Raw genomic sequence first — 13,940 nt, 5'->3', positions numbered from 1 at the left:
GCTCGGTTAGGCCGCTGCAGTCAGTGCAGCGGCCTCAGACGGCGATGGAATTGCGGGTGTCGCGTTTACGGGTTGCCAGTTCCACGGCCTGGCGCATGGCTTCGATCAGGCTGCGTTCGTCGGCAATGCCTTTGCCGGCAATGTCGAAGGCGGTGCCGTGGTCCACCGAGGTACGAATCACTGGCAGGCCGATGGTTACGTTGACGCCGGCTTCCAGGCCCATGACCTTGACCGGGCCGTGACCCTGGTCGTGGTACATCGCAACCACCGCGTCGAAGTCGCCACGTCCGGCGCGGAAAAACAGCGTGTCGGCGGGCAGCGGGCCTTCGACGCGCCAGCCGCGGGCGTGCAGTTCATCGATTGCGGGCTGAATCTTGGTGGCTTCCTCGCCATAACCGAACAGGCCGTTTTCCCCTGCATGCGGGTTGATGCCGCACACCGCGATCAACGGATTTTCGATACCGGCGCGGATCAGGGTTTCCCGGGCGCGTTCGATGGTGCGCTTGACCAGCCCTGGCTCGATCCGCGCAATGGCGTCGATGATGCCGATGTGCGTCGTGACGTGAATGACGCGCAAGGTCGGGGTCATCAACATCATCGAGACTTCTTCGATGCCCAGCAGGTGCGCGAGCATTTCGGTGTGGCCGGGGAAGATATGCCCGCCTGCGTGCAGCGCTTCCTTGTTTAGCGGGGCGGTGCATATGGCGTCCAGCTCACCGGCCTGAGTCAGTTGCACGGTGCGCTCGATGTAGCGGAAGGCTGCATTGCCGGCCACCGCTGACAGTTTGCCGTAGGGCAGGTCAGCGGGTATCAGGCCCAGATCGATGCAGTCCACCGTGCCCTGGGTGAAACGGGCTTCTGCAGGGCTGGCGATGCTGTTGACGCGCAACTGGCTGCCGACGATGCGGTTGGCGTCTTCCAGGCGTTGGGCATCGCCGATCACCAGCGGACGGCAGGTGGCGTACACCGAGGCGTGGGTGAGCATTTTCATGATGATTTCCGGTCCCACCCCGGCGGCGTCGCCCATGGTGATACCAATGACGGGACGTTCAGACAGACGCTCAGACATAGGAAGCTTCCTCGTTGAAAGGGGTGCCGGTCGCAGCCGGTGCATGGAGCAGTTGCCAGGCGGTGAGCAAGGTGTCGGGGTTGCCGAACCCCCCGGCTTTGGTCACGACATTGAACGTGTGCTTGCCCAGTCGGGCCTCGGCCAGAACCACGCCGGTGGCCAGTTCGCCAAACAGCGTCAAGCGTTTGATATCCGCTGCAATCAGAATGGCTCTGGCGGTTTCGCCACCGGTGGCTACCATTGAACCGGCATGGGGCAGGGCGGGGGCCAGCCACTGCGCCAGCGCGTTGCTCAATGTGGCCGCCTGCGCCGGGTCGCGTTGTTGTTGATCGAGGCGTACCAGCACATCTCGCCCGTCGGTCAGATGTTCTTGGAGTTGCAGGTACGCTGCGGCGCGCTCGGCGTGCGCATCTTCATTGAGTAACATTGCCGGTTGCAGTGTCAGGCACAGTGGCTTGCTGGCCTGTGCGAGCCGGTCAGCCTGGGCCTGAGAATGCCGGGACATGCTGCCCACCACGGTCAGCACCGGTGCACGCGGCTCGACCTTGATCGGCAAGGCTTCGGCCAGCCCGAAGGCGTGCGGTAGATGGCGAGCCAGCCCGGCCGAGCCGACCCAGAACAGTTCGTCATGCCAGGCCACCGATGCCTGGGCCAGTTGCAGCAGGTCACTGTCCAGTTCTGCATCGCAGACCAGCGCCTGCACACCCTGTTCAAGTGCGTTGCGCAACGTGGTTTTGAGCCGTGAAGGATCACGCAGGGTGTCCAGGCCGAGCCACTGGGTACGCAGGCCCTGCGCGACAAACAGATCCAGCAGGTTGCCGGTGCCGTGCAGGTTCTCGTTGCGCCAGACATCGCTCTGATCGACCGGCACACCGTCAATCAATTGCACGCCCTGAACGGTCGTGCGTTTCATGGCCGGGAACGCCGGAGCGACCAGCGCCATGCCGCGCAGGCCTTGCAAGGCATCGACCTCACTGGCGACGTTGCCGCGCAGTGTGGAGTCGATTTTCTTGTACAGCGCCATCCCGGTTCGGGACTGCTGTTGCAGGGCTGCGCGGTTCTGTTCGGCGGCCTGTTGCGGGTCAAGGCGACGTGAGTCGGCATCAATGGCGATCACCCCCGACAAGTCTTTGGCATTGCCGGTCAGGACCACGTGAGTGTCGATCCGTGAAGCAAAGTCCGCTGCGCAATCGGCTGCCCCCGACAGGTCGTCAGCAATGATCAGCAGGCCCGGAAATTCGGCGCGGCTCATGGCAGCAGGCACCGATACAGTTGCTGGATATCATCCAGGCTGAGGGCTTTGGGGTTGTTGGTCATCAGGCGTGTGACCTTGGAAGCCGCTACCGCCATGTCCGCCAGATGCTCTTCGGCAACCCCGAATTCACGCAGGTTTTGTGGGATGTTCAGCACTTGGGTCCATTGGCGAATCTGTTCGATCAGCTTGTGAGCAGCGGTCTCGTTACTGTCGTCCTGCTGCGCCACGCCGCAGACCAGTGCCGCGCGCTTGAGGCGTTCGGCACAGCTGTCCAGATTGAAAGCCATCACGTGGGGCAGCAGCATGGCGTTGGCCACGCCGTGGGTGACGTGAAACTTGCCGCCCAGCGGGTAAGCCAGTGCATGCACCGCTGCGGTTCCGGCGGCGGTCAGCGCCAGGCCCCCATACATCGAGCCCAGCAGCATATCGCCACGTGCGCGAACCGATTCCGGTTGTTGCCAGGCTTCGACAATGCTGCCTGCGATCAGGCGCATCGATTCCAGCGCAAACGCATCGCTGATCGGGTTGGCCTTGGTGGAGATGAAGGACTCCAGCGAGTGGGTGAAGGCATCCATGCCGGTCGCGGCGGTGATCGGGCGCGGCAGGCTGAGGGTCAGCAGCGGGTCGAGAATGACCAGCGTTGGCAGCAGATGACGGCTGACGACGCCTATCTTCAGTTCTTCATCGGGCAGAGTGACGATGGCATTGGGCGTCACTTCCGACCCCGTACCGGACGTGGTCGGGACCAGCACCATAGGCTTGCCGGGGTGAGTCACCTTGTCGATGCCCAGCAGGTCTCTGAGCGGTGTGTCGTTGGTCAGCATGACGGCGAACAGCTTGGCGGCATCCAGCACGCTGCCCCCGCCAATCGCGATCAGGGCGTCCGGGGCGTGCGGCGCGACATCTTCGCGGAATACCCGCTCGATATTTTCCAGCGTCGGTTCTATTTCGACGTTATCAAGCATGTGCACACGGATATTCTGCGCATTGAGTTGCTCGGTGACGCGCTGGGTAACCCCCAGGTTATGCATGGCGTTCTGGGTAACCAGAATCACGCTTTTGACCGGCACATCGAGCAGCGGCAGTTTTTCGCTCAGCAGGTCGAGGCTGCCGGGGCCGTGGACCACATGTTTCACAGTCTGGAAGTGGTAGGTAGCAGACATCGCGATTACCTCAGTCTTGGCGGTAGACGGCCAACAGGTTCTGGAGTTTTTCCAGTGCGGCGGCATCAAGCGGCTGCACGGGCGCACGGCATGGGCCGACCGGGACATTGAGCAGTTGCGTTGCGGTTTTCAGCACCACCGGCATGGTGCCCAGCGCGAAGGCATCGCGTAGCGGGCGCAGGGCTTCCTGCGCGGCACGGGCCGCTTCGTGGTTGCCTGACTGGAAGTTGTTCCAGATCGACATGACCACCTTCGGCACGGCGTTGGCGGTTGCAGCAATGGCGCCGTCACCGCCAGCCAGCAGGTTCCAGTAGATCAGCGAGTCGGTTCCGGCGAACACCGCAAAGTCGTCGCTGCGGTAGTGCATCATCTGCACCAGTGCGTCGAAATTGCCGGCGCTGTCCTTGATGCCCTTGATCTGCGGATGCTGGCTGAGGGTTGCCACTGCACCGATGCCGATCGACATGCCGGTCTTGGCCGGGATGTTGTACATCATCAGCGGCAGCTCGGAAGCGTCGGCGATGGCGGTGTAGTGCTTGATCAGCTCGGGCTGGCTGATGGCGTTGAAGTACGGTGTGATGATCGACAGGGCATCTGCGCCCACATCAATCATCTTTTTGTTCATTTCAATCACTTCATGCGTAGCGAACGCGCCGGTACCGACCACAACCGGCACACGTCCTGCCGCGGCTTCGACAGTGATTCGAGCGATTTTGAGTTTTTCCGATTCGGAAAGGGTAAAGAATTCGCCATTGGTGCCCAGTACGAAAAGCCCGTGAACGCCTGCATTCAGGAGGTTTTCGATCAGATTGCGCAGGGCCTGCTCGTCGAGTTGCTGATCAGCGGTGAAGGGTGTGACCAGAGCTGGAATGATGCCGCGAAATTGCATGGCCAGGTTCTCGTTTTATTTTTAGTAAAACGATATTGATTGAATCAATCATTGCTGGCAAGCGTTTTGATCGTTTTTTTCACGTGTGAGTAGGTTTTCTGCCTGAAAGTGACAGGTTCAATCAAAAAGCCAGGCACATGGCCTGGCTCAAAAGAACTGTGTGGTTAAGTTCAGGCGGTCGCCGCAACCTTGCCTGCCGATTGACGACTGACCCGCAAGGCCACCAGGCTGCCGACGATGGTCAGCGCGGCCAGCGAGTACAGCGCCAGAGTGGTCGAGCCGGTCTGGTCCTTGATCCAGCCCACCAGATACGGGCTGAGGAACCCTGCCATCTGGCCGATCGAGTTGATCAGCGCCAGCCCGCCCGCTGCAACGCTGGCGCTGAGCAGTGCGGTTGGCAAGGGCCAGAACATTGGCAGGCTGGTGAGGGCACCCATGGTCGCGATGGTCAGGCCGAGAATAGCAATGATGGGCACTGTCGCGAAGTTGGCGGCGATGATCAGGCCCGTGGCGCCCATCAGCATCGGCACCACCAAATGCCAACGGCGCTCATTGCGCAGGTCGGCGGAGCGGCCGACCAGCAGCATGAACACGCCTGCCATCAGGTAAGGCACGGCGCTGATCCAGCCGATCACCAGGGCATCGCTGAAACCGAGGTTCTTGATGATTGACGGTAGCCAGAAGTTGATTGCGTAGACACCGCTCTGAATGCAGAAATAGATAAAGCCCAGAATCCATATGAACGGCATGCTCAGCACCGAAGCCACCGAGCTTTTACCCTGCACCGGGCGGCTCAGTTCATCGTTGGTGATATCGGTCTTGACCCGCTGACGCTGCTCAGGCGTCAGCCAGCGAGCTTCCTCGACCTTGTCACACAGCAGAACGAACGCCAGCACACCGAGCGCAACGGTCGGCAGGCCCTGAATCAGGAACATCCACTGCCAGCCCGCCATGCCGCCCTGACCCGCGGCGAAGTGGTTGAGGATCCAGCCGGAAAACGGACCGCCCAACAGCCCGGAGACCGGAATGGCCGACATGAACAGTGCCATGATCCGCCCACGCCTCTGGTTTGGGTACCAGCGCGAGAGGTACAGCACAATGCCGGGGAAGAAACCGGCTTCTGCCATGCCGGTCAGAAAGCGCAGCACGTAGAACTCGACCGGCGTGGTGACGAACAGCAGGCAGGTCGAGAAGATGCCCCAGGTAGTCATCATCAGGCCGATCCAGCGGCGCGGCCCGAAGCGGTTCAGCGCCAGATTGCTGGGCAAGCCGCACAGCACGTAGCCAATGAAGAAGATACCGGCACCGAGGCCATAGACAGTCTCGCTGAAACTCAGGGCGTCGAGCATCTGCAGCTTGGCGAAGCCGACATTCACGCGGTCCAGGTAATTGAACAGGTAGCAGATGAAGATAAACGGGATAAGGCGCAGGGTGATACGACGGTAGACATGATTGCCGTCAGCGTCGCCCGCCTCGTGGGTCGAGGTAGCGGTCATGGCGTGTGTTCCTCTGTGCTTGTTGTTTTTATGCAGCTATGGAGCTGTCGGGTGCACTCCCGATCATAGGGCGGTGTCCATGAAAACGCTTTGGGGTTTTGCACGGCTGTGAAGGGTGTGCGTTGTGTGATTGCACAACGTAAGGCTCTGCGCTGGCCTGCATCAGTTGGCTGCGCGTCCTTTTGCGACGCGGCTCAAGATTGGACGCAGAGCTCACTACCGCTATCGTGCGACGCTCCGCGTCGGCATGCCTTTCAGGACGCTCCGCGTCCTCTTGGCGACGCCGCTTAAGATCGGACGCAGAGCGTCCAGAACTGCATTCCCACGCTGGAGCGTGCGGAACGATGATCTCACTACCGCTATCGTGCGACGCTCCGCGTCGGCATGCCTTTCAGGACGCTCCGCGTCCTCTTGGCGACACGGCTCAAGACCGGACGCAACGGGTGAAATACGCTACTCAATCGCCTCATACGGCAAGCCCACATAATTCTCGGCAATGGTCCTGCGCCCGGCTTGCGAGCCGACGTAGTAGTCCAGTTCGGTCTGCTGGATGCGCTGGCTGAACGCATCGGTGTCGGGGAAGTTGTGCAGTACCGAGGTCATCCACCAGGAGAAGCGCTCGGCTTTCCACACGCGGCGCAGGCAGATTTGTGAATACTTTTCCAGCAGGTCAGTACGGCCTTCGCGATAGACCTTGAGCAAAATCCGGTACAGCGTGCTGACATCGCTGGCCGCCAGGTTCAGGCCCTTGGCACCGGTCGGCGGGACGATGTGCGCAGCATCGCCGAGCAGGAACAGACGGCCATATTGCATGGGCTCCACCACGAAGCTGCGCAGCGGCGCGATGCTTTTCTCGATGGACGGGCCGGTCACCAGGCGGTCTGCCAGATGCTCGGGCAGACGGGCTTTGAGCTCGGTCCAGAAGCGTTCATCCGACCAGTCTTCGACCTTCTCTTCGGCGCTGACCTGCACGTAATAGCGGGTACGGATGGCCGAGCGCATGCTGCACAGGGCAAAGCCGCGCGGGTGATTGGCATAGACCAGCTCTTCATTGACCGGCGGCGTGTCGGCCAGTACGCCCAGCCAGCCAAACGGGTAGACGCGCTCGAAGATTTTCAGCGTTTCAGACGGGATCGATTGCCGCGATACACCATGGAAACCGTCGCAGCCGGCAATGTAGTCGCAGTCCAGGCGCACGGTTTCGCCGTCTTTCACGAACGTGACATAGGGACTGTCGGTTTTTGGGTCGTGGATGTTCACGTCAGACGCGTCATAGACAGTCATCGCACCTGCTGCTGCGCGCGCGGCCATCAAGTCGCGGGTGACTTCAGTCTGGCCGTAGACCATCACGGTTCTGCCACCGGTCAGTGTTTTCAGGTCGATACGCTCGCAGCGCCCGTCGAAGGCCAGCTCGAAACCGTCATGAATCAAGCCCTCGGCGTCCATTCGTTCGCTGACGCCTGCTTCACGCAACAGGTCGGTCATGCCTTGCTCAAGCACGCCGGCGCGGATGCGCGAGAGGATGTAATCGGGGTCCTTGCGCTCGACAATTACGTTGTCGATGCCGGCACGCTGCAGCAGTTGGCCCAGCAGCAGCCCTGAGGGGCCTGAACCGATAATGGCAACCTGGGTTTTCATGGCGATGGTCCTGTTTTTGATCCCTGCCAAGCGTCATCAGCGGGATATGATTGTTTTTGTCTCCTGCATTTTTAATGGATGCCATCGAGATAAGAAGGCAATATTCGACGCATTATCTGGACTTTTCGAGGATCCGGACGGGAGAGCAACACATGGCCAGACCTGCCACTGCAACGATACCGGTGTTCAAGCTTTACGGGGAAACAGCCGCCTGGCCGACCCCGGACCTGATCCATTGCGAGTCGATCCCCGAGCGCAGCAAGATGCACGAATGGGAGATCAAGCCGCATCGCCATGGAGATCTGGTGCAGTTGCTGTATGTGCAGTCCGGCAGGGCGATGCTCAAGGTCGAGGATGTGGTCACCGAGGTCGAGACACCTTCGCTGCAGGTGGTTCCGGCGTTAAGCGTGCACACCTTCAGGTTTGCCGAAGATATCCAGGGGCACATTCTCAGTCTGGCCAAACCCTTGGTGGAGCAGCTTGAGACGGCACTCGACAGCTCGGCAATGCGCACGGCACGGTGTTACGAGCTAGGGTCGGACAGCCATTACGTTGATACGCTGTTCAGCGCCATCGCCCGTGAGTACCGGCAGCCCAGGGCTGGTCGCGATCTGATGTTGCATTCATTGATCAACGTGCTGGTGGTCTGGCTCAGTCGGCGCAGCAGCGAGCATGCTGGCGAAGAAATTCACGCCATGGACCGCGGCCGTGAGCATTTGCAGGTGTTCATGCATCAGTTGGAAGCGAGTTTTCGCGAGCACTGGTCCATTCACCAGCATGCGCAGGCCATGGGCATCAGCGCCGCGCATTTGAATTCGCTGTGTCGTCGCCTGTGCAACCAGTCGGCCTTGCAGATCATCAGCCAGCGGCTGTTGCTGGAGGCCAGGCGCAACCTGATCTACACCACCATGACCATCAATCAGGTGTCCGACAGCCTCGGGTTTTCCGAGCCCGCTTATTTTTCGCGCTTCTTCAAACGCGCTACCGGGCAGTCACCCAAAGCGTTTCGTCAGCAGAAATAGAAACGGGGCGCTCAAGAGCGCCCCGTTTGCCTGCCGGTTATTGCCGTGGGATCAGGCCACGACCTGATAGCACGGCACGTAGGCCGCGCCACCGGGCAACTTCATCCGGTGCTGATCGACAAACGCCTGCAGCAGTTTGTCCAGCGGCCCCATGATCGAAGGATCGCCCTGAATCTGATAAGGCCCGTGCTCCTCGATCAGGCGAATGCCCTTGTCCTTGACATTGCCCGCGACAATCCCGGAAAACGCCCGGCGCAGGTTGGCGGCCAGCTCGTGAGTGGGCACGTCGTGGTTCAGTTGCAGTTTCGACATGTTCTCGTGAGTCGGATCGAAAGGGTGCTGGAAGCTTTCCTCGATCTTCAGCAGCCAGTTGAAGTGAAACGCGTCATTCCGCTCGCGGCGGAACTGCTTCACTTCTTTCAGGCCCTGAGTCATCTGCCGGGCGACGTCTGCCGGGTTGTCGATGATGATCTGGTAATGACGCTGCGCTTCTTCACCCAGCGTGGCACCGACGAACGCGTGCAGCTGTTGCAGGTACGGCTCGGTATTTTTCGGACCGGTCAGGATTACCGGGAACGGCACGTCCTTGTTGTCCGGGTGCATCAGAATGCCCAGCAGGTAGAGGAATTCTTCAGCCGTGCCTGCACCACCTGGAAAGATGATGATGCCGTGGCCGACGCGCACGAAGGCTTCGAGGCGTTTTTCGATATCCGGCAGGATCACCAGTTCGTTGACGATCGGGTTAGGTGCTTCGGCAGCAATGATGCCCGGCTCGGTCAGGCCCAAGTAGCGACCGCCGACAATGCGTTGCTTGGCGTGGGCAATGGTCGCGCCCTTCATCGGGCCTTTCATCACGCCAGGGCCGCAGCCTGTGCAGATATCCAGGCTGCGCAGGCCCAGTTCATGGCCGACTTTCTTGGTGTATTTGTATTCTTCAGTGTTGATCGAGTGACCACCCCAGCACACCACCATCTTCGGCTCTACGCCAGCGCGCAACGTGCGGGCATTGCGCAGCAGGTGGAACACGTAATCGGTGATGCCCTGGGAATTGCTCAGGTCGATGCGCTGGCTGTCCAGTTCGCTTTCGGTGTAAACGATGTCACGCAGGGCGCTGAACAGCATCTCGCGGGTGCTGGCGATCATTTCACCATCGACAAACGCATCGGCCGGAGCGTTGAGCAGCTCCAGGCGCACACCGCGGTCCTGCTGATGAATTCGCACTTCAAAGCTTTCGTACGCCTCAAGAATGGTCTTGGCGTTATCGACGTGGGCGCCAGTGTTGAGAATGGCCAGGGCGCACTGGCGAAACAGGGTATAGGTGCTGCCTGAACCGGCCGCGCTGAGTTGCTGCACTTCGCGTTGGGACAGGGTTTCAAGGCTGCCTTTCGGGCTTACGGTGGCGTTAATCACTTGTCTTGGGATCATTCTATTTTCCATTAGAGCGATGCAGTCGAGCATCAGGATGGTGAACATTGAGAACATTCACCCCTGTGGAGCCTTTTCTACAGCACTTGGCCGGGAAAGCAAACGCCGGACCGCAGACGTCCCCTGTTTGAGCCTTTGTGCGCCATCGCAGGATTGAATCGGCAAGCGAATTCTTTTGAAAGCAGGCACTTGCCCGGCATGACCGTGCGGCTGAATTTTGACGCGGACAACGGGCAATAGTGAACCTGACCCCGTTAACGGAGTCTGTTAGCTGATGGACTTTCTGGACGGCCTGCACGAAAGGGATCATCAGGTGCTTTTTAAGCGCGCCTGATAGGCAGACATTCCGTCCGGGCAGGAGTTGCAAAACCTTTGATCGCCTGCCGCTCCCATCCTTAGCCGGCCCGTTAAACGAGGCTTTATTTTCATTTCAGATAAAGATAATTATCGCCATGTCTCGTCATTTCTCCGCACTTCTTTCCCGAGCCCCTGGCCTGTTCGCTGTTTCGCGTCGCTTGCTCGGCGCAGGCCTGTTTGGCGCTGCATTGACCGTTGTCGTTCCTGGCAACGCGCAGGCCGCAGGCAGCGATCGCTGGGTCAGCGACAGCCTCACCACCTACGTACGCAGCGGACCAACCGATGATCATCGGATTGTGGGGACGCTGAAATCCGGGCAGAAGGTCGAGCTGCTCAGCTCCTCGGGCAAGTTCAGCCAGGTGCGCGGCGAAGGCGGTTCCACAGTGTGGATCCCCAGCACTGACCTGCAGGAGGTGCCTGGTCAGGCCGAACGTGTGCCGCAATTGACCCAGCAGGTCACCGAGCTGACTGATCAGTTGGCAGGCATCGACAATACCTGGAAGACCCGCGTGCAAGGCATGCAAGAGACCCTTGATGCGCGCAAGAAACTGGTCGACGAACTGGAAGCCCGCACCAAGACCCTCAACGATCAACTGGCTGATTCTCAGGCCGAATTGCGTGCCACTCAGGCGCGGCTCGGCGACGAGAACAAGCAGGTAATGATGCGCTACATGGTTTATGGCGGCAGCATTGCCGGTGCAGGCCTGCTGGTGGGTCTGATCCTTCCGGCGCTGACCAAGGGCCGCAAGAAGAACGATGGCTGGGTGTAAACCTGCCTGAAACATCTGCTCATGCCCGCGCCGCGCGCTGGCATGAGCGATAGGTGACGAGCCTCCCCGAAACTCCCTTCCTGCTCCCGCAATTACGATCCAGCCCGCAAAATTTCTGCATGCCTGCCGCCCGGACAATGCGCGAAGTTGATGTTCGTTCTACAGTTTCTGCCCGTATGGTCGAAAAACTGAGTGTTGCCCTGAACCGCGTGGCTTGTTGCGGGGACGGCGGTAACGGCGAACTGTGTTATGGCATGTTGCCATCAGTTATTATGTGCGTCCTGAAAAATGGGCTGCCGAGTCGGGTCTGAGTGGTTTTCAGGCCGTGGGTCTCATATTTTCACCCTCTCCTGTGCAGGAATCCGGATGCTGGCGTACAACCAAAAAAGCTTTCTTATCGTTGATGACTTCTCTGACTTTCGCAGTTCAGTGCGGTCGATGCTGCGTGAACTGGGCGTCAAGGAAGTGGATACCGCCGACACCGGCGAGCAGGCGCTGCGCATGTGCTCGCAAAAGCGTTATGACTTCGTATTGCACGACTTCAACCTGGGTGATGGCCGCAAGAATGGCCAGCAGGTGCTGGAAGACTTGATGATCGAGCGGCTGCTGAGCTACGAAAGCGTGTTCATCATGGTCACCGCCGAAAACAGTCAGGCGATGGTCATGAGTGCGCTTGAGTGGGAGCCGGACGGTTACCTGACCAAGCCGTTCAACCGTGCCGGGCTGGCCCAGCGCCTGGAAAAGCTGGTACAGCGCAAGACCCTGCTCAAGCCGATTCTGCAGGCCCTCGACCGGCGCAAACCGGCCGAGGTACTGGCCGCGTGCAACAAGCTGATCGAGCAGGACCCGCGTTATGCGCCGTTGTGCTTGCGCTACAAGGCGGATGCCTTGCGGGACCTGAAGCAGAACGAGCCACTGGAAGCCTTTCTCAAGACCATTCTGGCTGATCGTGCCACGCCGTGGGCTTATGGCGCATTGGGCAGTCTGTTGCTCAAACGCGGCAAGACCGCCGAAGCGCAGGCCGTCTATGAACAGGCAATCAAGGCGTTTCCGGCCATGCCGGCGCTGTTCGACGGTCTGGCTGATGTGCTGGTAGCGCTTGGCGATGCCAAACGAGCGCAGACGGTGCTGGAAAGCGCCGTGCGCCTGTCGCCTCTGGCAGTCCGTCGACAGAAGCTGCTGGGCAAGCTGGCGCTGGGCAACGAGGATTTTGAAAGTGCCTCCAAAGCCTATCGCCAGGCGGTTTCCCAAGGCCAGCATTCGCGTTTCAAGGACCCGGAAACCAACCTCGGGCTGGCACATGCTCTGATCAGCAAGGGCGGCGAGCAGGGGCTGGATGCGCGCACGCGTGTCGAGATCAACAACGCCCTTGTCGACGTTGCCAAGGAACACACCGACGACGAAGGTCTGCAAGTGCGCACCCGCCTGATGAAGGCTGCCAGCCTGCAGCACTCGGACCCGGAAACCGCAGCCAAGCTCACCGAACAGGCGATGGCCAGGCTCGATGGCATGCAGCAGGTACTCAGTGCCGATGCTGCCCTGATGGTGGCTGCGCAGCTCAAGAAACTGGGCCAGGAAGAAGCGGGTGCCAGTGTTCTGAAGAGCTGTGCTGAAGCCTATGGCGATGATCCGGCGGTGATGAAAAGCGTCGCCAGCATGACCGACGATCCCGCGATTCTGGGAGCCAGCAAGGCTGCCGTCGATTTCAACCTGCAAGGCGTGCGCAGTTACAAGGCCGGTAACCTCACCGAGGCGCAGGCGTTTTTCCGCAGCGCGCTGGGCTTGCAGCCGAAGAACATCAGTATTGTGCTGAACATGGTGCAGTCGCTGCTTCATCCGGGGCAGAACCTCGGGCAGGCCGGCATTGACGAGTGCCGCGCCAGCCTGACCGTGCTGGGCAAGATTCCGGAAAGTGATCCGCGTTATGAGCGTTACCAGAAACTCAGGGAGAGGGCGTTTGGCGCATGAGTGAAGAGACAGAGCAGGGCCTCGACTTTTCCATGGTGATCGCCTCCACCGTACATGACATGAAAAACTCGCTGGCGACCCTGACACAGGCGCACAGCGAGTGGCTGGCGAAGCTTTCCGGTCAGCAGCGTGACACGCCGGAACATGGGGTCATCGACTATGAGTTCGCCAACCTCAACGGCATGCTCGTGCAACTGCTGGGCCTATATAAACTTGGTGTCAACCAACTGCCGTTGCGTCCGGATTACCACGAACTGGACGATTTCATCGAAGCGCAGCTGGCGCACCATCAGGACGTGCTGGCCAGCCGCGGTATCGCCGCGCGCTATGAAATCGATGACATGAGCCCCTTGGGCTTTTTTGACCGTGAACTGGTGGGCTCGGTGGTCGGCAATATCATCGTCAATGCCATCGGCTTTGCCCGCGAGCAGATCGTGATCAGCATCGGTGAAGAAGGCGGTCAGTTGAAAATCACCCTCAATGACGACGGTCCCGGTTACCCGGCGTATCTGATCGAGCGTCAAACCGAATACGTGCAGGGCATCAATCAGGGCAGTGGCAGTACCGGCCTGGGCTTGTACTTTGCTGCGCACATTGCCCGGCTGCATGTGCGCAACGGCATGCGCGGGCGAATCGAAATCGCCAACGGCGGCGTGCTGGGCGGGGCGATGTTCAGCATTTATCTGCCCTGAAACCCAAACTGCAATTGCTGCGAAATATGAGACAGCCGCGCACCAGCATTATATTGACGCGGTGCCGCGCACTTGCGTTATCCCGTTGTCGATAAGCCTGTCATGTTTTTGACTTTGGTGTCTTCAATGCCTGCCTTTTGCCCCTGTCCAGCCCGGTAACAGGGGCTTCCCCGTATGCTCAATGGCTTGGTTCGAT

General features: G+C 59.9%; 11 protein-coding genes. 4 read left to right on the top strand and 7 right to left on the bottom strand.

What is annotated here, in order from left to right:
• Positions 1 to 34: 34 nt before the first annotated feature.
• The 6 genes from pdxA to pobA all read right to left on the bottom strand — a co-directional run bounded on the left by pdxA (position 35) and on the right by pobA (position 7,510).
• Positions 35 to 1,069, bottom strand: coding sequence for a 4-hydroxythreonine-4-phosphate dehydrogenase PdxA (gene pdxA, locus KP808_RS17070; RefSeq protein ID WP_005731526.1), 1,035 nt, complete (start codon positions 1,067 to 1,069; stop codon positions 35 to 37).
• Positions 1,062 to 2,321, bottom strand: a complete 1,260-nt coding sequence (locus KP808_RS17065; RefSeq protein WP_230016540.1) for a four-carbon acid sugar kinase family protein — start codon at positions 2,319 to 2,321, stop codon at positions 1,062 to 1,064. Before KP808_RS17065 ends, pdxA begins: the two co-directional genes overlap by 8 nt.
• The gene (locus KP808_RS17060) at positions 2,318 to 3,487 is read right to left on the bottom strand and encodes an iron-containing alcohol dehydrogenase (protein ID WP_230016539.1); all 1,170 of its coding nucleotides are present in this window, start codon (positions 3,485 to 3,487) and stop codon (positions 2,318 to 2,320) included. The genes KP808_RS17065 and KP808_RS17060 overlap by 4 nt, the downstream gene beginning before the upstream one ends.
• Before the next feature lie 10 nt (positions 3,488 to 3,497).
• Complete coding sequence (dapA, locus tag KP808_RS17055) at positions 3,498 to 4,376, bottom strand: 4-hydroxy-tetrahydrodipicolinate synthase (RefSeq protein ID WP_230016538.1); 879 nt, start codon at positions 4,374 to 4,376, stop codon at positions 3,498 to 3,500.
• 170 nt (positions 4,377 to 4,546) lie between these two features.
• Positions 4,547 to 5,872, bottom strand: coding sequence for an MFS transporter (locus tag KP808_RS17050; RefSeq protein ID WP_230016537.1), 1,326 nt, complete (start codon positions 5,870 to 5,872; stop codon positions 4,547 to 4,549).
• Positions 5,873 to 6,325: 453 nt separating this feature from the next.
• Positions 6,326 to 7,510 (bottom strand): 4-hydroxybenzoate 3-monooxygenase, encoded by a 1,185-nt coding sequence (gene pobA / locus KP808_RS17045; protein ID WP_005731534.1) that lies wholly within the window; start codon positions 7,508 to 7,510, stop codon positions 6,326 to 6,328.
• 152 nt (positions 7,511 to 7,662) lie between these two features.
• Between pobA and KP808_RS17040 the strand changes: the two genes are divergently transcribed.
• Positions 7,663 to 8,532, top strand: coding sequence for a helix-turn-helix domain-containing protein (locus tag KP808_RS17040; protein WP_230016536.1), 870 nt, complete (start codon positions 7,663 to 7,665; stop codon positions 8,530 to 8,532).
• A 51-nt stretch (positions 8,533 to 8,583) separates the two neighbouring features.
• On the opposite strand, the gene ppnN is transcribed toward KP808_RS17040, so the two are convergent.
• Entirely contained in the window at positions 8,584 to 9,957 is a 1,374-nt protein-coding gene (ppnN, locus tag KP808_RS17035; protein WP_002554339.1) for a nucleotide 5'-monophosphate nucleosidase PpnN, read from the bottom strand.
• Between the two features lie 452 nt (positions 9,958 to 10,409).
• Here ppnN and KP808_RS17030 point away from each other — a divergent pair, with 452 nt between their 5' ends.
• The 3 genes from KP808_RS17030 (at position 10,410) to KP808_RS17020 (ending at position 13,744) form a co-directional block, all read left to right on the top strand.
• Positions 10,410 to 11,084 (top strand): TIGR04211 family SH3 domain-containing protein, encoded by a 675-nt coding sequence (locus tag KP808_RS17030; protein WP_005731537.1) that lies wholly within the window; start codon positions 10,410 to 10,412, stop codon positions 11,082 to 11,084.
• 366 nt (positions 11,085 to 11,450) lie between these two features.
• Complete coding sequence (locus KP808_RS17025) at positions 11,451 to 13,052, top strand: tetratricopeptide repeat-containing response regulator (protein ID WP_122281114.1); 1,602 nt, start codon at positions 11,451 to 11,453, stop codon at positions 13,050 to 13,052.
• Positions 13,049 to 13,744, top strand: coding sequence for a sensor histidine kinase (locus tag KP808_RS17020; RefSeq protein WP_010212559.1), 696 nt, complete (start codon positions 13,049 to 13,051; stop codon positions 13,742 to 13,744). The genes KP808_RS17025 and KP808_RS17020 overlap by 4 nt, the downstream gene beginning before the upstream one ends.
• The last annotated feature ends 196 nt before the right edge of the window (positions 13,745 to 13,940 follow it).

Source organism: Pseudomonas savastanoi (assembly GCF_020917325.1).
In the GTDB taxonomy this organism is placed as follows: Bacteria; Pseudomonadota; Gammaproteobacteria; order Pseudomonadales; family Pseudomonadaceae; genus Aquipseudomonas; species Aquipseudomonas amygdali.
The sequence above is the reverse complement of the archived record's forward strand: the minus strand, read 5'-3'. Positions and strand labels throughout refer to the sequence as shown.